The following is a 25,372-nucleotide window of genomic DNA, read 5'->3' on the forward strand; positions in this document are numbered from 1 at the left end:
ATTACGCCGGGCAGAGGCCCGGCTAATCCGACCTACACAGTCGCGCAGGTTGGGTAGGTCGGATTAGCGGGGCCGCCGAGGCCCAGAGGGCGTAATCCAACAACACCAGCAAATCAGACGTAGTCTTTATATTTATCCAGGTGACGCACAGGTTTGCTCAGCGCATCGCGGCGGAACGGGTCGCCCAGTTCGCGCGTGCACATGATTTCGATGATGGTGGTCTTGCCTTCATTCATCTGCATGTCGATGGCCTTTTTCAAGGCCGGACCCACGTCTTCCAGCTTGTCGACCGTGATGCCTTCGGCGCCCATGGCGCGCGCGATTTCCGCGAAGCTCTGGTTGTCGAGCTCACCAGCCACGAAGCGGCGATTGTAGAAATCGACCTGATTTTTCTTTTCCGCGCCCCACTGGCGGTTGTGGAACACCACGGCCGTCACGGGAATGTTGTGGCGCACGCAGGTCATCGTTTCCATCAAGCTCATGCCCCAGGCGCCGTCGCCCGCATACGACACGGCCGGACGGTGCGGTGCGGCCACTTTCGCGCCGATGATGGTCGGAAACGCATAGCCGCAGTTGCCAAAGCTCATCGCTGCAAAGAAGCTGCGCGGCTTTTCGAAGCGCAAATAACTGTTCGCCACCGAGTTGATGTTGCCGATGTCGGTCGACACCATCACGTCTTCCGGCATGGCTTTTTCCAGCTCGCGCAAGACTTGGCGCGGGTGCAGGTAATTGCCCGGCTCCTTCTTTTGCTCTTCGATCATGTCCAGGCTGTACGCATCTTTTTCATGCGTCCAGTTCGTCAATTCCTCTTCCCACGCGGCCTTTTCCGCTTGCACGGTGGCATAGCGCTCGTCGCGCGTCGCGTCGCAATCGAGGCTCTTGCCGTCCAGGCGGGCCAGGATGGCTTTCGCGGCCGCCTTGGCGTCGCCGCAGATGCCCACCGAAATCTTTTTCACCAGGCCCAGCATCTTGTTGTCCGCATCGATCTGGATGATCTTGGCGTTCTTCGGCCAGTAATCCATGCCGTGCTGCGGCAAGGTGCCGAACGGGCCCAGGCGCGAACCGAGGGCGACGACGACGTCGGCCTTGGCGATCAGTTTCATGGCCGCCTTGGACCCTTGATAACCGAGCGGGCCGCACCACAGCGGGTGGCTGGCGGGAAACGAGTCGTTGTGCAGATAGCTGTTGACGACGGGGGCACCGAGGCGTTCGGCCAATGCCTTGCATTCTTCGATCGCTTCGCCCATGACGACGCCGCCGCCCGAGATGATCACGGGGAACTTGGCTTTCGCCAGCAGTTCGGCCGCATCGTTGAGGCTTTGCTCGCCGCCGGCGCCACGGTCCAGGCGGTTCGGTTTTGGAATCTCGGCCTTGATTTCGCCATAGAAATAGTCGCGCGGGATGTTCAGCTGGGTCGGGCCCATTTCCGACATGGCGCGGTCAAAGCAGCGGCCCGTGAATTCGGCCATGCGGGCAGGATTGGTCACGTGGCCTTGATATTTCGTGAATTCCTCGAACATCGGCAGCTGGTTCGCTTCCTGGAAGCCGCCCAGGCCCATGCTCATGGTGCCCGTCTCAGGGGTAATGATGACGACCGGGGTGTGCGCCCAGTAGGCGGCGGCGATGGCGGTGACGCAATTGCTGATGCCGGGGCCGTTCTGGCCGATGACCACGCCATGGCGGCCAGAGACGCGGGCGTAACCGTCGGCCATGTGGCCGGCGCCCTGCTCGTGCACGACGGGAATCAATCGGATGCCGGCGGGAGCAAAGATATCCATCGGGTCCATGAAGGCCGAGCCCATGATGCCGAACATGTCGGTCACGCCATTGGCGGCCAGGGTTTCCACGAACGCTTCGGAAGGCGTCATCTTTTGCGGGCCTACAGGTATCGCGGCTGCGGCGGCTTTTTGCTCAGTCATGTCATTCATGGGTGTCTCCTGGTCTGTGGTGTGAGGCTGTTGAAATGATCAACTCATTTATTAAAAATCGGTATATTTTGTTCCGAAATTTGATATACAATTCAATTTAAGCGTTCGGGAATCAAAAGTCAAACAGATTTTCAAGGAAACGGTACAATTTGAGTTCGAAAATGAAATAACACACCGAGGCCACCATGGACATGATTTCATCCCCAAAACTTGAGCCAGAAAAGCTGGAAGGCGACACGCCCACAATGCGTTTGTTTGCCTTGCTGGAAGTGATTGCCGAGAAGGACCAGTTGCTGTCGCTGCAAGCGCTGGTGGAAGAAACGGGGCTGCCAAAACCCACCTTGCACCGCATGCTGCAACAGCTGGAAAGCGTGGGCGTGCTGCAACGCGAAAGCGATGGCCGCCACTACAGCACGGGCGTGCGCCTGCGCCGGCTGGCATCGAACCTGCTGATTAACAACACTTTCCATGGCGCCCGCCGCATGGTCTTGCGCCAGCTGGTCGAGGAAGTGGGCGAAAGCTGCAACCTGACGGCCTTCAGCGGCAGCGAAGTGGTGTACCTGGACAGGGTGGAAACGGCGGCCCCGCTGCGCTTCTACCTGCATCCCGGTTCGAGGGTGCCGGCCCACTGCTCGTCGAGCGGCAAGCTGTTCCTGGCGCAAATGACGCCCGTGCAACGGCGCCGCCTGCTGGGCCATATGGAATTGACGCGCTTTACGGACAAGACGGAAACGGACCCCGTCAAGCTGGAACGCGAACTGGAACTGGTGCGCCGCAACGGCTACGCGCTGGACGACGAGGAATTCCTGCCCGGCCTGCTGTGCGTGGCCGTGCTGGTGCCGAATCCGAACGGCCGCTCGAACCTGGCCGTGGCGATCCAGGCACCCATCATCCGTTTGACGCACGACAAGGCTTTACATTTCTTACCAGCATTGCAACGCGCCGCGCAAGCCCTGGCCGCCATCGAATCGGAAACCATGCCGACGACGGGCGGGGACGACGACGCATTGCAGGCAGGTAATTCATAACCGCTGCGGCACCCATGCTGCGGCTAGACCAGGAGAACAAGGTGCCAGATTCACGCCAACATCCCCCCGCCGCAGCGGCGCAAACCTTGCAGTCCGTGCGCAGCCTGTTCAATATCGACAGCGACCTGCTCGTGCCCGTCTTTACGGAGCGCGACCCGCATGTGCCAGACATCGATCCCGCCTACCGCTTCAACAAGGACGTGACCCTGGCGATTTTGGCCGGCTTCAGCCACAACCGCCGCGTGATGGTGCAAGGCTTGCATGGCACGGGCAAGTCCACGCATATCGAGCAGGTGGCGGCGCGCCTGAACTGGCCCTGCGTGCGCGTCAACCTCGACGGCCACATCAGCCGCCTCGATCTTGTCGGCAAGGACGCCATCGTGCTGCGCGAGCAGCAGCAGGTGACGGAGTTCCAGGAGGGCATCGTGCCCTGGTCATTGCAGCGCCCCGTGGCCCTGATCTTCGACGAGTACGACGCGGGCCGCCCAGACGTAATGTTCGTCATCCAGCGCATTTTGGAGCGCGACGGGAAATTCACCCTGCTGGACCAGAACCGGGTCATCACACCGCATCCCCATTTCCGCCTGTTTGCCACCTCGAACACCGTGGGCCTCGGCAACTTGAACGGCATGTACCACGGCACGCAGGTGCTCAATCACGCGCAGATCGACCGCTGGAACATCGTTGCCACCTTGAACTATCTGTCGCAGGCGGAAGAAACGGAGATCGTGCTGGCGCGTGTCCCCGCCATGAATGACGAGGCGGGCCGCCAGCTGGCAAGCAGCATGGTGGCCGTGGCCGGCCTCACGCGCCACGGCTATGCGGCGGGCGACCTGGCCTGTTTGATGTCGCCGCGCACGGTGATTACCTGGGCCGAGAATTGCCAAATCTTCCGCGATCCGGCGCTGGCCTTCCGCCTGTCCTTCCTCAACAAATGCGACGAGGCCGAACGGCCCATGGTGGCCGAGTATTACCAGCGCTGTTTTAACGAGGAATTGCTGGCGACGGCGCCATGAGCGCCGAAGCGACCGCGCCTGCCCCCTACACGCGCGAACAGCAGGAAACGGATGAACTGTGTGCGGGCGCGATCCGGGCGCTGAGCGGCGTTGCCGCCATCCGCTACCGGGGCCGGCGCCTGCACGACGGCCACCGCCCCCTGCCCATCCATGCGGCCCATCTGCAGCCCGATGCGGCGCTGCAGGATTTGCCCTCGCTGCGCGGCGCGGCCGACAGCGTGGCCCTGCGTTTGCTGCATACGGACGCTGCCCTGCACAAAACGCTGTGTCCGCCAGAACCCGTGGCGCGTCTGGTGTTCGAACTGCTGGAGCAGTTAAGAGTGGAAACGCTTGCGCCAGATCAACATGCCGGAGTGATCAACAACCTGCGCCACCGCTTCACGGCCTGGTCGCATGCGTTTTACGATTCCGGCCTGGCCGAAGGCGCTTCCGGCTTGCTCTTGTATACAGTGTTCCAGATGTGCTGGTCGCGCCTGACGGCCCGGCCCGTGCTGGAAAAGACGGAAGATTTCATCGAGGCGACGCGCTGGTCCGTTTCTTCGCAACTAAGTGGCGACCTGGCGGGATTGCGCCGCCACCGATTGGCCCAGGCTGCCTTTGCCCGCCACGCGCTGGCCATTGCCCATGCCGTCGACGCCATGCTGAAAGAGGCGCAAGCGGCGCAGGATGAGCAGCAAAACGCGGCCCAGGACGCGAAAGCGCAGGCGGCCTTCAAGCTGCTGCTCGATTTCGACAGCGATAACGACAATTTTCCCGATAGCGCCCCGCTGGGCGACAGCCGTGCCTTCGGCGACGGCGATGGCGCCTACAGGGCTTACTCCACGGCATACGACCGGGAAGAAAAAGCGGGCGAACTGGTGCGCCGCGCCCTGCTGCTCGAATACCGCGAGCGCATGGATGGTCGCATCGCCAGCCTGGGCATCAACACGGCGCGCCTGGCACGGCGTTTTACGCAACTGCTGGCCGTGCCCCAACGCGACGGCTGGTCGTTCGGCGAGGAAGAAGGGACTATCGACGGTCGCCGCCTGGCGCAGCTGATCAGCTCGCCGTCCGAGCGCCGGCTGTTTCGCAAAGAACAATTCCTGCCCCAGGCCGATTGCCTGGTCACCTTCCTCGTCGATTGCTCCGGTTCCATGAAGACGCATGCGGAATCCGTGGCCGTGTTGCTGGACATCCTGCTGCGCGCGCTGGACCAGGCTGGCATCAAGACAGAGTTGCTGGGCTTTACGACGGGCGCATGGAACGGGGGACGGGTCAAACGCGACTGGATGCGCGCCCGCTCACCCGTCAACCCGGGCCGCTTGAACGAACGCGTGCACATGGTCTTCAAGGATGGCGACACGAACTGGCGCCGCGCGCGTCCCGACATCGCGGCCCTGTTAAAGGCAGATCTGTACCGCGAAGGCGTCGATGGCGAAGCCGTGGACTGGGCGTGCAAGCGCATGCTGGCGCGCCCGGAGCGGCGGCGCATCCTGCTCGTCGTCTCCGACGGTTGCCCGATGGACACGGCCACGAATCTGGCCAACGACGAGTTTTACCTGGCGCAGCATTTAAAACAAGTGGTGGCGCGCCGCGAAGCGCAGGGCGCCGTGGAAATCCGCGGCCTGGGACTGGGCCTGGACCTGGGCGCCTACTACAGCCGCAGCCTGGCCACCACCCTGCCCGCCTCGCTGAACAATGAGCTGTTCAGCGAAATCGCGCATCTGCTCGCCGGGCGAAAAAAATAGCGCCCTATGCCGGCGGCAGCGTCGGCGCCAGCAACTGCCGGCGATGCGCCTGCAAAAACGCTTGCACCGGCGACGCCTGCCTGCCCGTCAAGCGGGTAAAGTCATCGCTGACCAGGTGCATGGCATCGGTGGCCAGCCAGCGCTCGATACCGGCCAGCATCGTTGCCATCGACGCGGGCATGCCGGCAGCGATGAAATGGCGCGCGCGCGAATCCGCATCAAGGGCCACGACCTCGATGGACTTGCCGAATACCTGGGCGGCGATGGCGGCCAGCGCCCGTGCATCGAGGGCGGCGGGACCCGTGATATCCAGGATGCGGTTGCCACGGTAGTCAGCCGCCAGGGCCGCGGCGGCCGCATGCGCGCAATCCTCGCGCGCCACGCAGGACACATGGCCTTGCCCCATGGCCGTGCGCAACTGGCCATCCATGGCGGCAGTGCCCAATACCACCAGCAGCAAGTCCTGGTAAAACGCATTGCGCAAAATCGTGTGGCCGATACCGCTCTCTTGCAGCAGCGCTTCCGTGGCAAGGTGGTCGTCGTTCAGCAACGACGTTTTTCCCTCTTCCGGCTGCAGGAACGAGGTGTAGACGATATGGTCCACGCCCGCCAGCCGCGCCGCCGCAATGGCATGGCGGTGCTGCTCCAGGCGCCGCCCCGTGCCATCGATGGCATTTGTACTGATCAACAGCAGGCGCTCGACGCCGTGGAAGGCGGCGGCCAGGCCCTGCGGCTGGTCGTAGTCGCCGAAGCGCACATCAATGCCCTGCTCCTGCCACGCCGCGTGGTGCCCGGGTGTGCGGGTGATAGCCGTGAGCGCCATGCCCGGATGGATGGCGCGCTGCCGGATGAGTTCATTGACGACCAGGGTGCCCAGTTGGCCGGAGGCGCCGGCGACGGCGAGATGCATTGTTTTCATGTTCTTTTCCTTGTGGCGCGCGCAGGCGTACCCCATGCGGGGGCGGCAACGCACGACGATGATGTAAGGGAATCAAAGGCAGCCATGCAGCGGCCCGCCCCCTGCGGGGCGGATCTGCGGCAGGCTTACAGGAAAGAAGGGAAAACAAGGGTCATGCGCCCATCATGGCGCGTGGCGCGGGGCCGGTCAAGCGCTTTCAACTGCGCTTGACCGCTGCTGGGCTAACTGACGCAATAGCGCACGGCATGCGCTTCCATCGGCAGCGGGATTTCCCAGTTCCACAGCATCGATTGCAGCTTCTTGTTGCTCAGCGAGGTGTCGCGCTGACCGTTGCGCCGCAGTAATTCCTTGCGTGGCTGTTCCAGGTACACGAGCTCCACCTGCGCGTGGTATTTGTACAGCAGATTGAGCGTCTTTTCGCGCATCAGTTTCGACAGATGCGTGGCGTTCCACACGAACGGTTCGCCCTTGCGCAACAGTTCGCGCGCCCGTTCTTCCGCATAATCACCCACCTGCCCCTCGTTCTTGCCGTGCTTCAAGCCCAAGGCCGTGCGCGCATCGTCGAAGGACACGACGGGCAGGCGCGGATGGTGTTTGTCCACCCACGTATTCTTGCCGGACGCGGGCAAGCCCGACATGACGATCACGTGCGAACCCGGCTCCTGGAACAGGGGATAATCGGGATGCGCCTCGGCGCCGCGAAAGTATTTCACGCGCGTGTGGTCGTCAACAAAAACCCTCCGCTGTCCATAGCAACCCTCCTCGCGCGCCAGCTCTCTGAACAGCTCGATGGCGTCAAGTATGCGCTGCGGATCGGGGCAGATGCGTCCGCGAATATCCGCCTCGGCCAGCATGGCCAGCAAGCGGATATCGACCTGCCACGACAGTTCGCGCACGGTAAATTCCGGCGTCACGCCGCGCCGCGAGGTTTCCAGCGCAAAGAAGGGCACCTGGTGCACATTGATCAGGCGGCAGATATCCTCGCGCACGGCAAATGGCACGTCGCAGTCCCACAGCGCGATGCGCGCATCGAGCGCGCCCTTGCGCGAATGGCCGGGCTGGCCGATGGCACCCGTCGCCGGGTCGATCACCGTGGTGCTGCACTTGGCCACGTCATGCAGCAAGGCGGCCAGGAACACGATTTCCTGTTCGGCGCGCGTGGCAGCCTGGTAGTCGGGCATGGCCAGCAGGGATTCCACCACCATCATGGTATGCGTCCACACATCGCCTTCCGCGTGGTAGACGGGATTTTGCGGCGTCGTCTTCGCCAGTTCCAGTTGCGGAAAGGCAGCCAGGCAGGCGCTAAAGTCGGGTGAGCGCCCCGCTGGCGGCACCAGTTGTTGCAGGGTTTTCCAGTGCATCATTTTGTACTCCTTGAGAAGGCAGCCAGTTCGTCCAGCGACTGGCAGGTGTGCAAGCCCAGGCTCTCCCACGTGACCAGCGGCTGCGGCGCGTACAGGTCCACGCCCTCGGCCAGCTGGTTGGGGATCAATGGCCGCGTGCTGTGGTGCGAGCCGCTGTCGAGGATGGTTTGCGTAAAGTCATGCCGCACCAGCTTGTAGCGGGCCAGCACTTGCTCGTCGTCTTCCACTTTCAGGTACAGCCCTTCCGCGTGGTCCGACTTGTCCGTCTGTTTCCAGCACAGGTCCAGCGGCAGGCGCTCGCGCGCCACCGCGTGTTCAAAAGCATCGCGCCACAGCAGGGACTTGGCCAGCGAATGGCGCAGCAGCTGCCACAGCTGCCTGGGCGACGTAGGCATCTTGCCCGCATACAGCACGGGAACCGATAGCACGGGCGAGCCTGCCAGCATGGCGTGGCGGCGCGCCGTCGACAGGAACATTTGCGTACGCCGGCAATACACGTCGAACTCGTTGAAATAATGGGGCAGGCGGTCGTAAAACACGGAATGCTTGCTGTAAGACCATTCGCCAAACAGCACAAATTGATCTTCCAGCAAATGCAGCAAGGCGTGTTCATGCGCATGCGCCCACGGTTTCAACAGGTTGAACTGGCGTTCGCTGCCGCCGCCTGCCAGGTAGTGACCGCGCGACTGCAGCAGCACCTCGCCCGCATCGCTGAACGACACGGCAGAGTTGGCGCCATCGATTTTTTCCTCGATGACGACGTACTGGCCGGCCAGCTTTTTCAGGGGCATCTGGTCGGAACCGTCGTCGCCGTCCTGCAGGCGCGAGCCTTCCAGGTGCGGCGTGCGCGGGTATTTGAATAAGGGTAAAGATTGTAAAAACATAGCGTCCCACGCCGCGTTCACCGGGGCGTGTCCATACAGGGTCAGGGGTGCTGACGACGTGTTCGGGCGTGGACGATCGAGACTAGCGTCACGGATACGTGTGCGGATGGAGCAAAAACAGTGCCGCAGCAATCGGGGGCGTCAACGCGCCGAACGATGCTGCAGAGAGCATTTCGTCAGCGTTAGCAGGTGATGGCGAAGTAGCGAGGCACTTTTGGCTCCAATAAGGAAGAGGTTCGAGAAAGAACGTGGAATATAAAGGCTGTTTGATTATTTTGCAAGTGGCTCCGCGTATCGTGCGCACTCCAGTGCTGACCCTCGCTTTGCAATCACCACGAAATTTGCTAAGCTGGCGGCACTTCCTGTCGCTGCTGCGTGGAAAACAAACATGGCCCTTGCAAAAAGGCCGTGCATTCGTTATTTCCGGAGCAGAATCGTGTTTCCCCTATCCAGATTACAAAAAGCCCTGCGCCGCCAGGGCATCGCTGTCGCCTATGCCGACGGCATTTATACACTCAGCAATCCGCACGCCCAGGCGTCCGTGCTGCTGCCCCACAACTTTCCCCTCGAGGAAAAAGCCGTGCGTCAACTGATGGAGTTTGCCGCCGTCGCCGTGCCCGGCCAGGATGGCCATGTGTGCAAGGCCTGCGCCACGCCCGACTTTCACCCTGGCAGCATCGCGCCCGTGGGCAGCATCGTCGCCACCAGTGCCGACATGGTGATCCCCGCCATCCCCGGCACGGACATCGCCTGCGGCATGCGCCTGATCACAACAGGCTTGACCCTGGCGCAGTTCGAAGCGCGCAAGCCGCAGCTGTTGAGCAAGCTCAAGCATGTGCTGCTGGAAGACGGCCGCAACGTGCCGCTGCGTTCGAAAGCGTTTGCCGCCCTGTTCGACGTGGGGCCGGAAGCGTTCATCGACAGCTTGCACAAGGATGGCATGTGCGGCTTGTGGCCCCGGGTCGACAAGGCGCGGCTGCTGCGCGAACTCGACGATTGCATTGCCCTGCGCGAACTGGGCGGCGGCTTGCGCCATGCGCCCGAAGCGCTGGTGGGCACGCGCGAAGTGATACGCGACCCCAGCCTGGGCACCACGGGATCGGGCAACCATTTCGTGGAAATCCAGCTGGTCGATACTGTCATGGGCCGCCACGCCGCGTACCGGCACGGACTGGTGCCCGGCGAAGTAGTCGTCATGATCCACAGCGGCAGCCGCGACGTGGGCTTTTTCGTCGGCAGCCGCTGGATGGACCGCGCCAAAGAAGCCTGGCCGACAGGCATGCGCCACCCGCAATCGGGCCTGTACGGCTTGACGGGCGAACTGGCCGGCGACTACATGGACGCCATGGGCGTGGCGTCGCGCTACGCCTGGCTCAACCGCATGGTGCTGGCCGAGCTGGTGCGTGACAGCCTGTCGCAGGTGTATGCGCACGATAGCTCGCGCCTGGTGGTGGACGTGCCGCACAACGTCATCTTGCGCGAGCACGGCATGAACATCCACCGCAAGGGCGCCACGCCGGCGCGCGAAGGCGACCTGGCGCTGATCCCCGGCTCCATGGGCGACTATTCCTATGTAGCAACGGGGATGGGCAATCCAGACTGGCTGTGGTCGTGTTCGCATGGCGCGGGGCGCAGCATCCGCCGCCAGGCCATGCGCGCGATCAGGCCCACGGTGGGTAGCGACGAAATGGCCTTCCAGTGCGTGACCCTGCGCGAAGAACGCCGCGTCGAGGAAGCGCCGATGGCATACAAGAAGATCGGTCCCGTCATCGCCGCGCAGGAGGAAGCGGGCTTGCTGCAATCGGTCGCGCGACTGAAACCTTTATTGACGTTCAAGGCCTAGGGGCAAGGTCTAATGCAGCAATTGCGGCACGGCGGCCGCCATCAATGAGATACCGATGGCGGTCAGCACGGCAAACGCGATGCGGCGCATGCCACGTTGGGCGATCGGTGGCGGGTAGCGCTTGCCGGCCATCGTGGCCAGCACGCCCACGGGCAAGGCCAGCGCGCACAGCAGCAGGACTTTCGCGTCCAGCTGGCCCTGGCTGCCCGCCATCAGCGAGCGTCCACCCGCGCTGATGGCGAACAGGAAGATCAGGCTGTAGCGGATGGTGGTCAAGCTCATTTCCTGGCGGTAAAACTGGTACACGAGCGGTGGCCCGGCCAGCGAAAACAGGCCCGAGAACAGGCCGCCGCACACGCCGCTGATGAAAAAGCTGCGTTTATCGGCCGCGCCCGGTCCAGGCGGCGCCTGCAGCAGGATGCTGACGCCGCCATACACGATGGCCGCGCCCAGCAGCAGCTTCAGCAAGGGCGCATATGCCTGGTCCAGATATCCCAATAACAACACGCCGGCCGCCATGGCCGGCAGCAAGCCGATGCTGGCCGCGCGGATGGCGCGCCAGTCCAGGTGGTGCAAGGCACCCGGCAATGCCACCAGGCAGTTAGCCAACGACAACAAACTGACGAGGGCCGCCAGCGCGGGCACGGGCGCCAGGCCCAGTCCGCTGGCCATGCCCATGACGATCATGCCCAGGCCAAAGCCCGTGACGGTCTGGAAATATGTGCCCACCGCCACCACGCCCAGCAGCGCCAGCACGGACAGGCTGAACAACTCAGCGCCCACCCTGGGCCTGCACGGACGTCACGGCAATGACGTTATACACATCGTCGGCGCTGCAACCGCGCGACAAATCATTGGCCGGCTTGTTCAAGCCTTGCAGCAAGGGGCCGATGGCGACGGCGCCGCCCATGCGCTCGGCCAGCTTGTAGCCGATATTGCCTGCATCGAGGTTCGGGAATACCAGCACGTTCGCGCGTCCGTTGACGACGGAATCCTTGACCTTGCGCTGGGAAATCTCGGCCACGATGGCCGCGTCGAGCTGCACGTCGCCATCGATGGCCAGCAGCGGACGCTGGGCCTTGACCCGGTCCGTGGCCGCATGCACCTTGTCGACGGCCGCGTGATGGGCGCTGCCGCTGGTGGAAAACGACAGCATGGCGACCCGTGGCTCTTCCATCAGCAAGGCTTGCGCGCTGTCGGCGGCGGCCATGGCGATGTCGGCCAGCTCTTCCGCCTTCGGGTCGACTACCAGGGCGCAGTCGGAAAAAATGAAACCGCCCTTCAGGCTGTGGAATGGTTCGCACAGCATCATCAGGAAAAAGCTGGACACCAGCTTGAAGGCTGGGTCGACGCCGATAATCTGGATAGCGCTGCGCACCACGTCGGCCGTCGTATGCACGGCCCCCGCCACGCAGCCGTCGGCGTCGCCCAGGCGCACCATCAGGTTGGCGTAGCACAGCGGGTCTTGCACGGCGAGCCTGGCCTGCTCCACCGTCATGCCCTTGGCCTGGCGCAGCACAAACAATTGCTGGGCATAGTGTTCCGACTCCTCGGAAGTGGCAGGGTCCACCAGGCGCACGGCGTCCAGGTTCAGCGCATGTTCATGCGCCAGGGCCAGGATGGCGGCCGGCTTGCCCACAATGGTGATATGCGCCAGGCCTACACTTGCTGCGCGCGCGGCCGCCTGCAGCACGCGCGCATCGTCGCCCTCGCACAACACGATGTTTTTCGGCACGGCGCGGGCTTGGGCGATGATGCGGTGCAGGGCTTTCATGGGTACTCCAATTCGGTAAAAAAAGTGCCGGAACCATGGAAGCATGAAGCATGAAGAATGAACCATGGTTCCGGCACATAAAACCCGGCAAGCCGGGGTCATACAAGGATCGGGCAGACTGCTGACTGATTACACGTAGTCTTTGTACTTGTCCAGGTGACGCACAGGTCTGCTCAGCGCATCGCGGCGGAACGGATCGCCCAGCTCGCGCGTGCACATGATTTCAATGATGGTGGTCTTGCCTTCATTCATCTGCATGTCGATGGCCTTTTTCAAGGCCGGACCCACGTCTTCCAGCTTGTCGACCGTGATGCCTTCGGCGCCCATGGCGCGCGCGATTTCCGCGAAGCTCTGGTTGTCGAGCTCACCGGCGACGAAGCGGCGATTGTAGAAATCGACCTGATTTTTCTTTTCCGCGCCCCACTGGCGGTTGTGGAACACCACGGCCGTCACGGGAATGTTGTGGCGCACGCAGGTCATCGTTTCCATCAAGCTCATGCCCCAGGCGCCGTCGCCCGCATACGACACGGCCGGACGGTGCGGTGCGGCCACTTTCGCGCCGATGATGGTCGGAAACGCATAGCCGCAGTTGCCAAAGCTCATCGCTGCAAAGAAGCTGCGCGGCTTTTCGAAGCGCAAATAACTGTTCGCCACCGAGTTGATGTTGCCGATGTCGGTCGACACCATCACGTCTTCCGGCATGGCTTTTTCCAGCTCGCGCAAGACCTGGCGCGGGTGCAGGTAATTGCCCGGCTCCTTCTTTTGCTCTTCGATCATGTCCAGGCTGTACGCATCTTTTTCATGCGTCCAGTTCGTCAATTCCTCTTCCCACGCGGCCTTTTCCGCTTGCACGGTGGCATAGCGCTCGTCGCGCGTCGCGTCACAATCGAGGCTCTTGCCATCCAGGCGGGACAGGATGGCTTTCGCGGCCGCCTTGGCGTCGCCGCAGATGCCCACCGAGATTTTCTTGACCAGGCCCAGCATCTTGTTGTCGGCGTCGATCTGGATGATCTTGGCGTTTTTCGGCCAGTAATCCATGCCGTGCTGCGGCAAGGTGCCGAACGGACCCAGGCGCGAACCGAGGGCGACGACGACGTCGGCCTTGGCGATCAGTTTCATGGCCGCCTTGGACCCTTGATAACCGAGCGGGCCGCACCACAGCGGGTGGCTGGCGGGAAACGAGTCGTTGTGCAGATAGCTGTTGACGACGGGGGCACCGAGGCGTTCGGCCAATGCCTTGCATTCTTCGATCGCTTCGCCCATGACGACGCCGCCGCCCGAGATGATCACGGGGAACTTGGCTTTCGCCAGCAGTTCGGCCGCATCGTTGAGGCTTTGCTCGCCGCCGGCGCCACGGTCCAGGCGGTTCGGTTTTGGAATCTCGGCCTTGATTTCGCCATAGAAATAGTCGCGCGGGATGTTCAGCTGGGTCGGGCCCATTTCCGACATGGCGCGGTCAAAGCAGCGGCCCGTGAATTCGGCCATGCGGGCAGGATTGGTCACGTGGCCTTGATATTTCGTGAATTCCTCGAACATCGGCAGCTGGTTCGCTTCCTGGAAGCCGCCCAGGCCCATGCTCATGGTGCCCGTCTCAGGGGTAATGATGACGACCGGGGTGTGCGCCCAGTAGGCGGCGGCGATGGCGGTCACGCAATTGCTGATGCCGGGGCCGTTCTGGCCGATGACCACGCCATGGCGGCCCGAGACGCGGGCGTAACCGTCGGCCATGTGGCCGGCGCCCTGCTCGTGCACGACGGGAATCAATCGGATGCCGGCGGGAGCAAAGATATCCATCGGGTCCATGAAGGCCGAGCCCATGATGCCGAACATGTCGGTCACGCCATTGGCGGCCAGGGTTTCCACGAACGCTTCGGAAGGCGTCATCTTTTGCGGGCCCACCGGGGTTGCTGCGGTAGTGGCAGCGGCGGCGGCTTTTTGGTCGGACAAATCGGTCATGGCACAGTCTCCTTACGGTTTTATAAAAAATCGGTATATTTTGTTCCGATATTTGAAATACGTGTTCAATTTAACGGTTGCGAAATGCGCTGTCAATGAAAATTCATGAAAAATCGGACTGTTTCATTCCTGAATCCGGAATCCCTGGCTTTGACCCACTCCTGAAACAACAATGGCGGGCTATCCGCAAAAGACAGCCCGCCATCGATACCTCGTGCGCTGCGTCCTAGAACTTCAGGCGCATGCCGGCCGTGAAGGCGCTCGAGTTATGGCCCGGCAAGGGCACGCTGCCGCCGCTCGATGCGTCGCCAACGAAGTTGGTGCCCGCGCCATCGTTGCTGATACGTCCATACGAGGTGTACAGATTGGTGCGCTTAGACAAGGCATAGGTATAGCCGATGGCCAGCTGGCGCCCGCCGCGACGCGCATTCGTGCGGTCATCCTTCTTGATGTAAGACGCCATCACGCTGCCAGCCACGCCCACGGGGGCCGACACGCCCAGCATGACATCGCGGAAATCCGTGCCCGCATCATCCTTGTCCGTTTCATACGCGGCGTGCAGCTTGGCGGGGCCGAAGTCGTAGGTACCGCCCAGCAAGGTGACTTTCGCCGTGTTCAGCGGCGTGTCCTTGCGGTTGTCGTGCGCCAGGGTCAGCACCAGCGGGCCGTTGGCGTAATCGATGGAAAAGTCGATAGTGCGGCCCAGGGTGTTGCTGTCCGGCTTTTCGCCGAGGCCAAGCATGATGGCGGCCGACAAGCCGTTCACCTTCGGCGTTTCGTACATGATGGAGTTTTTCGTGCGCAGGCTGGCCACGCTCATCAGGTTGATCGAGGCGCCCGTCAGGCCCGTCTCGAAGGGGTCGATATTGTCCAGCGCGGTGAACAGCGGATTGTGCTGCAAGCCGATATTCACGGCGCCGAAGTCGCCCGACAGGCCCACGTAAGCCTTGCGCCCGAACAAGGCGCCCTGGCGGTAAGCGCCCGTATCGAGGTCGAGGCCATTTTCCAGCAAGAAATTGGCTTTCAGCTTGTTGCCCAGGTCTTCCGTACCCTTGAAGCCGATGCGGCTACCCGACTGCACGCCGGTGGCCAGCTTGGTGACGGAACCGTCCGCGCCGCCGTGTTCGGACGTCAGGCCCGCGTCGAGCAAGCCGTACACGGTGACGGACGATTGGGCGCTGGCGCTGCCGGCGAAGAGTGTGGCCATGACGGCCGCCGCTACGAGTGTGTGTTTCATGTCATCTCCAGGTATTGTGGTTTTTATCGTGCTTCAAACAGGAATCAACAACGGTGCTGCAAATGCGGTAATGCGACGGCTCAGGCGATCAGCCCGGCCATCGGCGACGAGGGCGAGGCGCTCATGGCGCCCGCTCTCCGAGGCATGCGTCCGGCCAGATAAGCCTCGCGTCCACCCTGCACTGCCAGTTTCATGGCGCGCGCCATGCGTATCGGTTCGCGCGCCGCCGCGATGGCGGTATTCATCAGGATGCCGTCGCAACCGAGCTCCATGGCGATGGCCGCGTCCGACGCCGTGCCAACGCCGGCATCGACCAGCACGGGTACCGTGGCTTGCTCGATGATCAGCGACAGATTCCACGGATTCAAAATGCCCATGCCCGAGCCGATCAGTGACGCCAGCGGCATGACGGCGATGCAGCCAAGGTCTTCCAGCATGCGCGCCTGGATGGGATCGTCGCTGCAATACACCATCACCTGGAAGCCGTCGCGCACTAGTTCCCCGGCCGCTTTTAACGTTTCCGGCATGTTCGGAAACAGGGTCTTTTCATCACCGAGCACTTCCAGCTTGCACAGCGGGTGGCCGCCCAGCAGTTCGCGTGCCAGTTGCAACGTGTAGACGGCGTCGCGCGCGTTGTAGCAGCCGCCCGTGTTGGGCAAGATCGTATATTTCGACGGCGGAATGAAGTCCAGCAAATTCGGCTCGCCCTTTTCCTGGCCAATGTTGACCCTGCGAATCGTGACGGTGACGATCTCGGCGCCGCTCTCTTCGATGGCGAGGCGCGTTTCCTCGAAATCCTTGTATTTTCCTGTACCCACCAGCAGGCGCGACTGGTAGGTGGTGCCGGCCAGGGTCAGGCCGGTAGGTGCTTGGCTGGGGGTGGCGTCGTCTCTCATCGTGGTGCTCTCCTAAGTTGAACCAAAGCGGCCTCTTGCCGGGGTGGCTCCCCGCAAAACGCAAAATCGACTTCGGGCCGCCGTCCTGACACGAGATCGGCAATCGCCCTGCCCGCGCCGCAGCCCATGGTCCAGCCCAGGGTGCCGTGGCCCGTGTTGAGGAAGAGCTGGCGGTAGCGCGTGGCGCCGATGTACGGCACGTTCGAGGGCGTCAGGGGACGCAGGCCGGCCCAGTAGACGGGGTCGCTGTAATCGCAGGCGTGGGGAAACAGCGCTTGCACGCGGCGCGTGATGGCGGCACAGCGCACGGAATTAAGTTCGCGCGTGTAGCCGTTCAACTCGCACGTTCCCGCCACGCGCAGGCGCTCGCCCAGGCGCGAAAACACCAGTTTGTGGCCGTCGTCCGTCAGCGAGACGGAAGGTGCGCTGACGGGGTCGACAATCGGATAGGTGGCAGAGTATCCCTTGCCCGGATACAGCATCAAGCGGATGCCCAGCGGCTGCAGCAGGGGCGCGGAAAAGCTGCCCATGGCCACCACCACGGCATCCGCATGCTCGAGGCGATGACGCCCTTGCACATCGATGCATTCCACTCCAATGATGCGCTCGCCATCTGCCAGCAAGCGCGTCACCGTCGTGCCGTACCGGAAATCCACGCCCGCCGTAACGGCGCGCGCGGCCAGGGCCGTGGTAAACAAATGCACGTCGCCCGACTCGTCGCTGGCAGTAAAGTCGCCGCCGACGATGCGGCTGCGCACGTGGCGCAGGGCAGGTTCCAGCCGTATCACTTCATTGGCGCTGACGGTGTTGCGCGGGCAGCCCAGTGCGCGCAAGAGCGCGGCACCTGCTTGCGATTTGTCAAATTCCTGCTGGTCCGTATAGAAATGCAAGATGCCCCGCTCCAGGTGGTCATAGGCTATGCCCGTCTCGCGGCGCAACGCTTGCAGGCTCTGGCGGCTGTACTCGGCCAGGGCGACGATCTGGCGCATATTGCGCGACACGCGCGACGGCAGGCATTCGCGCAGGTAATGCAGCACCCACTGCCATTGCAGCACATCAAGGCGTGGACGAAACAGCAGCGGCGCATCATCCTTGCCCAGCCACGTGAGCACCTTGCGCAAGGTGGCGGGGTTGGCCCACGGTTCCGCGTGCGAGACGGAAATCTGCCCGCCATTGCCAAAACTGGTTTCCTGCGCGGCGCCCGCCTGGCGCTCAAGCACGCGCACATCGTGGCCCGCCTGGCGCAAATACCAGGCCGATGCCGTGCCGACCACGCCGGCGCCGAGGACAAGGATCTTCATGGCGGGCTCGACTCGCTTAGCGCGTCAGCAGCACGGCGATGGCGACGAAGGCGGCGATCCACACCGTTTCCATTACCAGCATGATCACGGGACGCCAGCCCAGCGAGGCCAGCGACTGGAACGACGTTTTCACGCCCAGCGCGGCGATGGCGATGACGAGGCAGGCGCGCGAGGCATTGTTGATCCAGCCATTCACTTCCTGCGGGATCAGGCCCAGGCTGTTGGTAATCACCAGCCAGACAAAGCCGATCAGGAAGAAAGGCACCAGCGGCGGCGCATCGACTTCGCTCTTGCCATCCTTGCGCTTGAACATGATCGACAGGCCCAGCACGACGGGCACGAGGCAAGCCACGCGCGTCAATTTGACGAAGGTGGCCACGTCGCCCGTATGGTTGCTCACCAGATAGCCGGCGCCCACCACTTGCGCCACGTCATGGATGGTGCCGCCGATGAACACGCCCGCTTCCGTGGGGTCAAAGCCCAGCAGTTTGACCAGCAGCGGGTAGACGATCATGGCCAGGGTCGACAGCGACGTCACGCCCACCACCGTCAGCAGGGTGAATTTTTCATTTTCCTTGGTTTGCGGCAGCACGGCCGAGATGGCCAGCGCGGCCGAGGCGCCGCAGATGGCCACGGAACCGCCCGACAAAATACCTTCCGTGATGGGGCGTTTCAGCCACTTGGCCAGCAAATAACCGAAACCCAGGGTGGCAATCAGGCCGCCGACGACGATCAGCAGGGGCGTCACGCCCACAGAAGCGATCTGATTGAAGGTGATGCGCGCGCCCAGCAGGGCCACGCCCGTGCGCAGCAGCACCTTGCTGCAAAACTCGATGCCGGGCTTGCAGGTGGGATCGGAGGCGAGGAAGTGGAAGGCCAGGCCGAAAAACAGCGCATACAGCAGTTGGGGGCCGCCGTAATTGCTGGAAATAAAGGTGGCCGACAGGGCGATCACCAGCGCGATGGCGACGCCGGGCCAGCTGCGCAGCACAGCGCGTGGGCGCCAGATGGCAACGGCGGAAGACAGGTAGGGAATGTTTTTGTCGACAACGCGTGTTATCGCTGAGGAGTTGGTTTTCATGCGGGTCCGCTCATAATGTTTTAAAAATTGGGACATTTCATCTCGTTTTTTAATAATACACGATGAGCTAGCGAAGTCCATGCTTTTCCATGAAAATCGAAACCGGATGTTCCGGAAACTGACGTTTTGATGTTGATACTGGCGTAAACGACAAGCGGCGCGGCCCTTTGCAGGGACGCGCCGCTCATTGACGTTGTGACGATCTATTTCTTGCTGAGGCGGGTGATCAGGCTGGACGTGTCATAGCGGTTGCCGCCCGCCTGCTGCACTTCGCCATAGAACTGGTCCGTCAAGGTCGTCACGGGCAAGTCGCTGCCGTTGCGCCTGGCTTCGGCGAGGCAGATGCCCAGGTCCTTGCGCATCAGGTCGACGGCAAAACCGAAGTCGAACTTGCGTTCGATCATGGTCTTGCCCCGGTTTTCCAGCTGCCACGACTGCGCCGCGCCCTTGGAAATGACGTCCACCACCAGCGCCGCGTCCAAGCCCGCGTTTTCCGCAAAGGCGATGCCTTCGCTCAGCGCCTGCACCAGGCCGGCGATGCAGATCTGGTTGACCATCTTCGTCAACTGGCCGGAACCGGACGCGCCCATGTAGGTGACCGCGCGCGAGAACAAGGCGATGACGGGTTCGGCGCGCGCATAGGCTTGCGCGTCGCCGCCCACCATCACCGTCAGCTTGCCGTTTTCCGCGCCCGCCTGGCCGCCGGACACGGGCGCGTCAAGGAAGAACACGCCCTTCTCTTTCGCCGCCGCGTGGATGGTGCGCGCCGCTTCGGCCGAGGCCGTCGTGTGGTCGATCAGTATGCTGCCCGGCGCCATGGCCGACAGCAGGCCGCCCTCTTCCAGGATGACTTGATACAGATCGTTATCGTTGCCGATGCAGGTGAAGACAAACTCGGCGCCCGCAGCGGCCGCGGCCGGCGTGGCGGCGCTGCTGCCCTTGTGCTGCTCCAGCCAGGCGGCCGCGCGGGCCGGGTTGCGGTTGTACACGGTGACGTCATGTCCGCCCGCCGCCAGGTGACCTGCCATGGGGAAACCCATGACGCCCAAACCGATGAATGCCACTTTTGCCATATTGTCCGTCCTGTCGATGAATGAATCCGATTATTGTTGCATTACCTTGCACAAGATCAAAGCACTTCGCGAAATGCGATCATCAAGGCTGCACACTCGGCCGGGTTACCGATGCTGATGCGCAAATACTGGCTGATGCGCGGTGCATTGAAATGGCGCACGATGACGGAGCGGGCGCGCAAGCCGGCCGCCAGCTGCGCCGCGTCATGCTGCGGGTGGCGGGCAAAGACAAAATTGGCCACCGAAGGCAGCACCTCGAAGCCCAGCGCCGCCAAGTCCGCCGTCAGCTGTTCGCGGCTGGCGATGACGGCCTGGCGCGTCTGCTGGAAATACGCTTCGTCGTGCAGCGAAGCGACGGCGCCGGCCAGCGCCAGCCGGTCCAGCGGATACGAGTTGAAACTGTTCTTGACCCGTTCCAGCGCCTCGATCAGGTCCGCATGCCCGAAGGCACAGCCCACGCGCAAGCCGGCCAGCGAGCGCGATTTCGAGAACGTCTGCACCACCAGCAAGTTCGGATAACGGTCGACCAAAGCCACGGCGCTCTCGCCGCCGAAATCCACATACGCTTCATCGACCACCACCACGGCATCGGGATGCTCGCGCAGCAAGGTTTCCACGCCGGCCAAAGGCAAGTCCACGCCCGTGGGCGCGTTGGGATTGGGGAAGATGATGGCGCCGCATGGGCCCTGATAGTCTTCCGGGCGTATGCGCATGGCGTCGTCGAGGGGCACGGTGCGGTAATCGATGCCATACAGCTTGCAGTACACGGGATAGAAGCTATAGCTGATGTCGGGGAACAACAACGGCGCATCGTGCTTGAGCAAGGCCATGAAGGCCAGTGCCAGCACTTCGTCGGAACCGTTGCCGACGAACACTTGCGCGCTGGTCAAGCCGTGGTAGGCGGCCAGGGTTTGCTTCAATTCGCTGGCGGACGGGTCCGGGTACAGGCGCAGGCTGTCGTTGGCTGCTTCGCGCAGCGCGGCCAGCACCTGCGGCGACGGACCATAGGGGTTTTCGTTGGTGTTGAGTTTGACCAGGTCGGGCAGTTTGGGTTGCTCACCGGGGATGTAGGGGGTCAGCTCGCTGACGATGTTGCTCCAGAATCGGCTCATTGCTTTGCTTTGGTATGGGGGCAGGATGGTGATCGGGTAGATTACCATGGCTGGGATAGATCAAGGTGGCGGGGCGCTGGCCATTAGAGCTTGAATGGAGGAAAAAACGCCTTGCGCTGCGCGCTTTGGGCGGTTTTTCTACCTGCATTGATACCTCGCAGGTCGGTTGGCATCTGTGGCGGGCATAAAAAAAGCTCCCTTGCGGGAGCTTCTCTTATGTATTCTGGCGGAGAGGGTGGGATTCGAACCCACGGTACGATTTAACGTACGCTTGATTTCGAGTCAAGTACATTCGACCACTCTGCCACCTCTCCGTTTACTGCGGTCTATTCATTCAAACTGGCGTGCCGGTTTGAACGAGGCGCTATTTTAGCATGGGCATTGTTGGCTTGGGTAGGGGTTTTATTGGTGAATTGCAACTGAGGGCTGGTAATTAAAACCAAAACCCATATGGGCGATTCGGTGAGACTCGCGCGAGCACGCGCGCGTCTTCGAACCTGCCGCCTTGGCGCACGCGTCAAAACCAATTGGACGATTCGGAGAGCTCCGCGCAAATATGCGCGGAGCTTCGAATCCCACGCGTACGCCCCGCAGGGGGCGTACTCCTCTCCGCCAGAACAAATAAAAAAAGCTCCCTTGCGGGAGCTCTTTTTATTTGTTCTGGCGGAGAGGGTGGGATTCGAACCCACGGTACGATTTAACGTACGCTTGATTTCGAGTCAAGTACATTCGACCACTCTGCCACCTCTCCATTTACTGCGGTCTTTTCCCGCATTGCTGCGGGAAGGCAAGATTATAGCAGCCGCTTGAAAAAATGGAAGGACTATTTTCAGCCTTCCATTGCACAGTCTGCGCGAACCTTTTACGCCTTCAGATGCGTCAGGCCGCCCATGTACGGGCGCAGCACTGCTGGGATCTCGACACTGCCGTCCGCCTGCTGGTAATTTTCCAGCACGGCGACCAGGGTGCGGCCCACTGCCAGGCCGGAGCCGTTCAGGGTGTGCGCCAGTTCCGGCTTGCCGGCAGCGTTGCGGAAACGCGCCTGCATGCGGCGGGCCTGGAAGGCTTCGCAGTTCGACAGGGACGAAATCTCGCGGTAGGTGTTTTGCGCCGGCAGCCACACTTCCAGGTCGAAGGTCTTGGTGGCGCCAAAGCCCATGTCGCCCGTGCATAGCGACATCACGCGGTATGGCAGGCCCAGGCGTTGCAAAATCGCTTCCGCATGGCCGACCATTTCATCGAGCACCTGGTACGACGTGTCCGGGTGCACCACTTGCACCATTTCCACCTTGTCGAACTGATGCTGGCGGATCATGCCGCGCGTGTCGCGGCCATAGCTGCCCGCTTCCGAACGGAAGCATGGCGTGTGGGCCGTCATTTTCAGGGGCAATTGATCGAGCGCCAGGATTTCATCGCGCGCGATGTTGGTCAGCGACACTTCCGACGTGGGGATCAGGTAGAAGGTCTCGCCCTCGCCTTCCGCGCCGCCTTTTTTCACCGAGAACAGATCGGCTTCGAATTTCGGCAGCTGGCCCGTGCCGCGCAGCGAATCGGCGTTGACCATGTACGGCGTATAGCATTCCGTGTAGCCATGCTCGTCCACGTGCGTGTTGAGCATGAATTGCGCCAGCGCGCGGTGCAAACGGGCGATGCCGCCCTTCATGACGGAGAAACGCGAACCGGTCAGCTTGGTCGCCACTTCGAAATCCAGACCCAGTGGGGCACCCACGTCGACGTGATCCTTGACTTCAAAATCGAAGGCGCGTGGCGTGCCGACCTTGCGCACTTCCACGTTGCCCGACTCGTCCGTACCCACGGGCGACGACTCGTGCGGCAAATTCGGCACGGCCATGATGAAATCGCTCAGCTTGGCTTGCACCAGGGTCAGGGCCGCTTCATCGGCTTTCAGCTCATCGCCCAGGCCGGCCACTTGCGCCATCACGGCCGAGGTGTCTTCCCCCTTGCCTTTCAACATGCCGATTTGCTTGGACAGCGCGTTGCGCTTGCCCTGCAGCTCTTCGGTACGCGTCTGGATCGCCTTGCGTTCGGCTTCGAGGGCATTGAAACCTGCCACGTCGAGCTGGAATTTGCGCGTCGCCAGGCGTTCTGCGACGGTGGCGATGTCTTTACGGAGAAGTTGGATATCTATCATGGTTGGATGGCGGTGCCGATGTATCGAAAGCACTCATTGTACCAAGACCCGATCAGTTCTTTATGAGTTTTGCACATGGCCAACCATCGTCATGGCGGCATGGCTGGGCACTCGCGCCCGCTTTACGGCTGGTGCTCAGGTTGCGGCTCAAATAAAGGCGGCTTTTTCGGCAGCGGTGAGGCGGCGGGCGCTGACGGTGACGACGGGTATCGTGCTGTCGGCAGCCTGGGCGATCACGGTGTTATTGGCGCTCACTTCCACGGTATTCGCACCGGCGGTGGCGAAGCTGGCGCCGATGGCGATGATGGCGGCGGCGACAAAGGTGATTTCCATGTTTTTCAGTGCGTGCATGATGTGACTCCTGGTTGGTTTGCGTCGTTGACTGCTGCTGGTATGGTGGTACTTTAGCCAACGGCGACAAACAACGCCACCGGCTTGCGACCAGCAGCAAAAAACAGGGAGCGAACGGTGAAAAACGGGGATTGAAGCGCAAAGAATAGTTACAAGGAATCCTTGACGAGGCGCCCCAAACGGCTGATCGCCTGCTCGATGCGCGGCGTCCAGGCATTGCCGCAATTGAGGCGCAGGTAATTACTGAACTTGCCCGAAGCCGAGAACAGCTGGCCCGGCATATACGCCACGCCGTCCGCGATGGCCTGACCGTGCAGGGCCAGCGCATCGACTTGCGGCGGCATCTGCACCCACAGCACGAAACCGCCCTGCGGCTCGGACAGCATGCAGTCCGCCGGAAAGTGGGCCGCCACGGCGTCGGACATGCAGGCGATGCGCTGCACCAGGGTGCGCCGCATCTTGCGCAGCTGCTGGTCGTAGCTGCTGCCCTCCAAGAAATCGGCCAGCACGGCCTGGAAGAAATGGCTGGTGGCGCCGCTCGACACGGTTTTCAGCAGGGCCACTTCCTGCGCGAAGCGCCCTGCCAGCACGTAGCCCACGCGCGAGGCGGGCGTGATGGCCTTGGAAAACGAGGAGCACAATAAGACGTTGCCGCTCGTATCATAGGCTTTCACGGGCCACGGACGCTGCGGCGCAAAGCACAGGTCGCCATACACATCGTCTTCCACCAGCGGAATATTGAACTCCGACAGCAGACTGGCCAGGCGCTTCTTGTTTGCTTCCGGCATGACGCAACCGAGGGGGTTATTCGCATTCGGCACGAACAGGCAGGCTTGCACGAGGCCGGCGCGCAAGGCCAGCTCCAGCGCGTCGAGCGACGGTCCCGTCTTCGGGTCGGTGGGAATTTCCAGCGCCTTCATGCCCAGGCTTTCTATCATCTGCAGCAGCACGAAATACGTGGCAGACTCGATGGCGATGGTGTCGCCCGGTTTGGCCACGGCGCGCAGGCACAGGCTGATCGCTTCCGTGCAGGAATTCGTCACGACGATCTCGTGCGGGTCCAGCTTGCCCCAGTCCAGCGCCCGGCGCGTGACCTGGCGCAAGAAATTGCCTTCGCTGACGTCGTAGCAACTGACCTTGCTCAATAAAGCGGGTTCGCGCCGAGCTACCGCGCTGATGGTGCGCTGCATGCGCTTGACGGGCAGGATTTCGTCGGGCGGCCAGGCCGTGCCCAGTTGCACGATATTCGCCGTTTCGTTGTCCTTCAGCACGCGCATCAAGAGATTATTGATGCCGACAAAGGCCGGTTCCTTCAAGTGCTGGGCGTCCGCGCTGCAGGGCCGGCGCGGCGCGCGGTGGCGCACGAAATAGCCGGACTGGGGCCGCGCATCGACTTGCCCCCGGTCTTCCATCAGGCGCAAGGCTTGCATCACCGTGCTCACGGAGATGCGCTTTTGCTGCGCCAGGTGGCGGATCGACGGCAGCCGGTCGCCGGGCGCGAACACGCGCGAGTCGATCAGGGCGCCCAGCTCGTTGGCCAGGTGCTCGTACAGATTCAAATGCGCGCTCATGTTCATCCCTTCAGTATGCGGCTGCCGCGCGCGGCCCGCACAGATACAGTTGCCCAATTTTTTGACAAGCACAGTGTACGGCAAAGGTCACTGTGATCATTACAATTTCGTTTTCCTGCATCTGTCATGGTTCAAGGCAAGCGCCTAAGCTGTTCCTGT

The 25,372-nt window shown here is 62.2% G+C and carries 20 protein-coding genes and 2 tRNA genes; 4 read left to right on the plus strand and 18 right to left on the minus strand.

Features of this window, described 5'->3' with window-relative positions; genetic code table 11:
* Positions 1 to 113: 113 nt before the first annotated feature.
* On the minus strand, positions 114 to 1,928 hold the full coding sequence (xsc, locus tag C8C89_RS22625; protein ID WP_243858188.1) for a sulfoacetaldehyde acetyltransferase: 1,815 nt from the start codon (positions 1,926 to 1,928) through the stop codon (positions 114 to 116).
* A gap of 185 nt (positions 1,929 to 2,113) precedes the next feature.
* Here xsc (C8C89_RS22625) and C8C89_RS22630 point away from each other — a divergent pair, with 185 nt between their 5' ends.
* From C8C89_RS22630 to C8C89_RS22640, 3 genes are read left to right on the plus strand one after another with little or no spacing between them, the layout of a single operon-like run.
* The gene (locus C8C89_RS22630; RefSeq protein WP_099664793.1) at positions 2,114 to 2,956 is read left to right on the plus strand and encodes an IclR family transcriptional regulator; all 843 of its coding nucleotides are present in this window, start codon (positions 2,114 to 2,116) and stop codon (positions 2,954 to 2,956) included.
* 41 nt (positions 2,957 to 2,997) lie between these two features.
* Positions 2,998 to 3,972, plus strand: a complete 975-nt coding sequence (locus C8C89_RS22635; RefSeq protein ID WP_243858190.1) for an AAA family ATPase — start codon at positions 2,998 to 3,000, stop codon at positions 3,970 to 3,972.
* Positions 3,969 to 5,699, plus strand: a complete 1,731-nt coding sequence (locus tag C8C89_RS22640) for a cobalt chelatase (protein WP_133992677.1) — start codon at positions 3,969 to 3,971, stop codon at positions 5,697 to 5,699. The genes C8C89_RS22635 and C8C89_RS22640 overlap by 4 nt, the downstream gene beginning before the upstream one ends.
* A 4-nt stretch (positions 5,700 to 5,703) precedes the next feature.
* Here the strand turns inward: C8C89_RS22640 and C8C89_RS22645 are convergent, their stop codons facing one another.
* The 3 genes from C8C89_RS22645 to C8C89_RS22655 form a co-directional block, all read right to left on the minus strand.
* Complete coding sequence (locus tag C8C89_RS22645; RefSeq protein ID WP_166674830.1) at positions 5,704 to 6,618, minus strand: NAD(P)H-binding protein; 915 nt, start codon at positions 6,616 to 6,618, stop codon at positions 5,704 to 5,706.
* A gap of 221 nt (positions 6,619 to 6,839) precedes the next feature.
* Positions 6,840 to 7,979 carry an AAA family ATPase gene (locus C8C89_RS22650; protein ID WP_133993622.1) on the minus strand — a complete coding sequence of 380 codons (1,140 nt, stop codon included), beginning with the start codon at positions 7,977 to 7,979 and terminating at the stop codon, positions 6,840 to 6,842.
* On the minus strand, positions 7,979 to 8,866 hold the full coding sequence (locus tag C8C89_RS22655; protein ID WP_133992681.1) for an RNA ligase family protein: 888 nt from the start codon (positions 8,864 to 8,866) through the stop codon (positions 7,979 to 7,981). Before C8C89_RS22655 ends, C8C89_RS22650 begins: the two co-directional genes overlap by 1 nt.
* A gap of 436 nt (positions 8,867 to 9,302) precedes the next feature.
* Here C8C89_RS22655 and C8C89_RS22660 point away from each other — a divergent pair, with 436 nt between their 5' ends.
* The gene (locus tag C8C89_RS22660; RefSeq protein WP_243858192.1) at positions 9,303 to 10,709 is read left to right on the plus strand and encodes an RtcB family protein; all 1,407 of its coding nucleotides are present in this window, start codon (positions 9,303 to 9,305) and stop codon (positions 10,707 to 10,709) included.
* Positions 10,710 to 10,718: 9 nt separating this feature from the next.
* On the opposite strand, the gene C8C89_RS22665 is transcribed toward C8C89_RS22660, so the two are convergent.
* The 14 genes from C8C89_RS22665 to C8C89_RS22730 form a co-directional block, all read right to left on the minus strand.
* Entirely contained in the window at positions 10,719 to 11,480 is a 762-nt protein-coding gene (locus C8C89_RS22665) for a sulfite exporter TauE/SafE family protein (RefSeq protein WP_243858193.1), read from the minus strand.
* A gap of 1 nt (position 11,481) precedes the next feature.
* Positions 11,482 to 12,483 (minus strand): phosphate acetyltransferase, encoded by a 1,002-nt coding sequence (gene pta / locus C8C89_RS22670; protein ID WP_133992687.1) that lies wholly within the window; start codon positions 12,481 to 12,483, stop codon positions 11,482 to 11,484.
* 129 nt (positions 12,484 to 12,612) lie between these two features.
* Positions 12,613 to 14,439, minus strand: coding sequence for a sulfoacetaldehyde acetyltransferase (xsc, locus tag C8C89_RS22675; RefSeq protein WP_133992689.1), 1,827 nt, complete (start codon positions 14,437 to 14,439; stop codon positions 12,613 to 12,615).
* Positions 14,440 to 14,665: 226 nt separating this feature from the next.
* Positions 14,666 to 15,676: a porin gene (locus C8C89_RS22680; RefSeq protein ID WP_133992691.1), complete on the minus strand. Its 1,011-nt coding sequence runs from the start codon at positions 15,674 to 15,676 to the stop codon at positions 14,666 to 14,668.
* Between the two features lie 80 nt (positions 15,677 to 15,756).
* Positions 15,757 to 16,572 (minus strand): thiazole synthase, encoded by an 816-nt coding sequence (locus C8C89_RS22685; protein WP_133992693.1) that lies wholly within the window; start codon positions 16,570 to 16,572, stop codon positions 15,757 to 15,759.
* Positions 16,569 to 17,873, minus strand: coding sequence for a D-amino acid dehydrogenase (locus tag C8C89_RS22690; RefSeq protein ID WP_133992695.1), 1,305 nt, complete (start codon positions 17,871 to 17,873; stop codon positions 16,569 to 16,571). Before C8C89_RS22690 ends, C8C89_RS22685 begins: the two co-directional genes overlap by 4 nt.
* Before the next feature lie 16 nt (positions 17,874 to 17,889).
* Positions 17,890 to 18,954 carry a YeiH family protein gene (locus C8C89_RS22695; protein ID WP_101480444.1) on the minus strand — a complete coding sequence of 355 codons (1,065 nt, stop codon included), beginning with the start codon at positions 18,952 to 18,954 and terminating at the stop codon, positions 17,890 to 17,892.
* A 203-nt stretch (positions 18,955 to 19,157) separates the two neighbouring features.
* Positions 19,158 to 20,027 (minus strand): NAD(P)-dependent oxidoreductase, encoded by an 870-nt coding sequence (locus C8C89_RS22700; RefSeq protein ID WP_101480443.1) that lies wholly within the window; start codon positions 20,025 to 20,027, stop codon positions 19,158 to 19,160.
* A 56-nt stretch (positions 20,028 to 20,083) separates the two neighbouring features.
* Entirely contained in the window at positions 20,084 to 21,139 is a 1,056-nt protein-coding gene (gene hisC / locus C8C89_RS22705; protein ID WP_101480442.1) for a histidinol-phosphate transaminase, read from the minus strand.
* Positions 21,140 to 21,363: 224 nt separating this feature from the next.
* A tRNA-Ser gene (locus tag C8C89_RS22710) sits at positions 21,364 to 21,453 on the minus strand.
* Positions 21,454 to 21,800: 347 nt separating this feature from the next.
* A tRNA-Ser gene (locus tag C8C89_RS22715) sits at positions 21,801 to 21,890 on the minus strand.
* 111 nt (positions 21,891 to 22,001) lie between these two features.
* On the minus strand, positions 22,002 to 23,291 hold the full coding sequence (gene serS, locus C8C89_RS22720) for a serine--tRNA ligase (protein WP_101480441.1): 1,290 nt from the start codon (positions 23,289 to 23,291) through the stop codon (positions 22,002 to 22,004).
* Positions 23,292 to 23,438: 147 nt separating this feature from the next.
* Positions 23,439 to 23,642, minus strand: a complete 204-nt coding sequence (locus tag C8C89_RS22725) for a hypothetical protein (RefSeq protein ID WP_133992697.1) — start codon at positions 23,640 to 23,642, stop codon at positions 23,439 to 23,441.
* Positions 23,643 to 23,791: 149 nt separating this feature from the next.
* Positions 23,792 to 25,213 carry a PLP-dependent aminotransferase family protein gene (locus C8C89_RS22730; protein WP_133992699.1) on the minus strand — a complete coding sequence of 474 codons (1,422 nt, stop codon included), beginning with the start codon at positions 25,211 to 25,213 and terminating at the stop codon, positions 23,792 to 23,794.
* Between the last annotated feature and the right edge of the window lie 159 nt (positions 25,214 to 25,372).

Source organism: Janthinobacterium sp. 75, assembly GCF_004365495.1.
GTDB lineage: Bacteria > Pseudomonadota > Gammaproteobacteria > Burkholderiales > Burkholderiaceae_D > Janthinobacterium.

What these genes read in the sequence shown, in the direction of transcription:
- xsc (WP_243858188.1), bottom strand. Translation starts at nt 1,928, where the DNA reads ATGAATGACATGACTGAGCAAAAAGCCGCCGCAGCCGCGATACCTGTA.
- C8C89_RS22630 (WP_099664793.1), top strand. Translation starts at nt 2,114, where the DNA reads ATGGACATGATTTCATCCCCAAAACTTGAGCCAGAAAAGCTGGAAGGC.
- C8C89_RS22640 (WP_133992677.1), top strand. Translation starts at nt 3,969, where the DNA reads ATGAGCGCCGAAGCGACCGCGCCTGCCCCCTACACGCGCGAACAGCAG.
- C8C89_RS22645 (WP_166674830.1), bottom strand. Translation starts at nt 6,618, where the DNA reads ATGAAAACAATGCATCTCGCCGTCGCCGGCGCCTCCGGCCAACTGGGC.
- C8C89_RS22650 (WP_133993622.1), bottom strand. Translation starts at nt 7,979, where the DNA reads ATGCACTGGAAAACCCTGCAACAACTGGTGCCGCCAGCGGGGCGCTCA.
- C8C89_RS22655 (WP_133992681.1), bottom strand. Translation starts at nt 8,866, where the DNA reads ATGTTTTTACAATCTTTACCCTTATTCAAATACCCGCGCACGCCGCAC.
- pta (WP_133992687.1), bottom strand. Translation starts at nt 12,483, where the DNA reads ATGAAAGCCCTGCACCGCATCATCGCCCAAGCCCGCGCCGTGCCGAAA.
- xsc (WP_133992689.1), bottom strand. Translation starts at nt 14,439, where the DNA reads ATGACCGATTTGTCCGACCAAAAAGCCGCCGCCGCTGCCACTACCGCA.
- C8C89_RS22680 (WP_133992691.1), bottom strand. Translation starts at nt 15,676, where the DNA reads ATGAAACACACACTCGTAGCGGCGGCCGTCATGGCCACACTCTTCGCC.
- C8C89_RS22685 (WP_133992693.1), bottom strand. Translation starts at nt 16,572, where the DNA reads ATGAGAGACGACGCCACCCCCAGCCAAGCACCTACCGGCCTGACCCTG.
- C8C89_RS22690 (WP_133992695.1), bottom strand. Translation starts at nt 17,873, where the DNA reads ATGAAGATCCTTGTCCTCGGCGCCGGCGTGGTCGGCACGGCATCGGCC.
- C8C89_RS22695 (WP_101480444.1), bottom strand. Translation starts at nt 18,954, where the DNA reads ATGAAAACCAACTCCTCAGCGATAACACGCGTTGTCGACAAAAACATT.
- C8C89_RS22700 (WP_101480443.1), bottom strand. Translation starts at nt 20,027, where the DNA reads ATGGCAAAAGTGGCATTCATCGGTTTGGGCGTCATGGGTTTCCCCATG.
- hisC (WP_101480442.1), bottom strand. Translation starts at nt 21,139, where the DNA reads ATGAGCCGATTCTGGAGCAACATCGTCAGCGAGCTGACCCCCTACATC.
- serS (WP_101480441.1), bottom strand. Translation starts at nt 23,291, where the DNA reads ATGATAGATATCCAACTTCTCCGTAAAGACATCGCCACCGTCGCAGAA.
- C8C89_RS22725 (WP_133992697.1), bottom strand. Translation starts at nt 23,642, where the DNA reads ATGCACGCACTGAAAAACATGGAAATCACCTTTGTCGCCGCCGCCATC.
- C8C89_RS22730 (WP_133992699.1), bottom strand. Translation starts at nt 25,213, where the DNA reads ATGAGCGCGCATTTGAATCTGTACGAGCACCTGGCCAACGAGCTGGGC.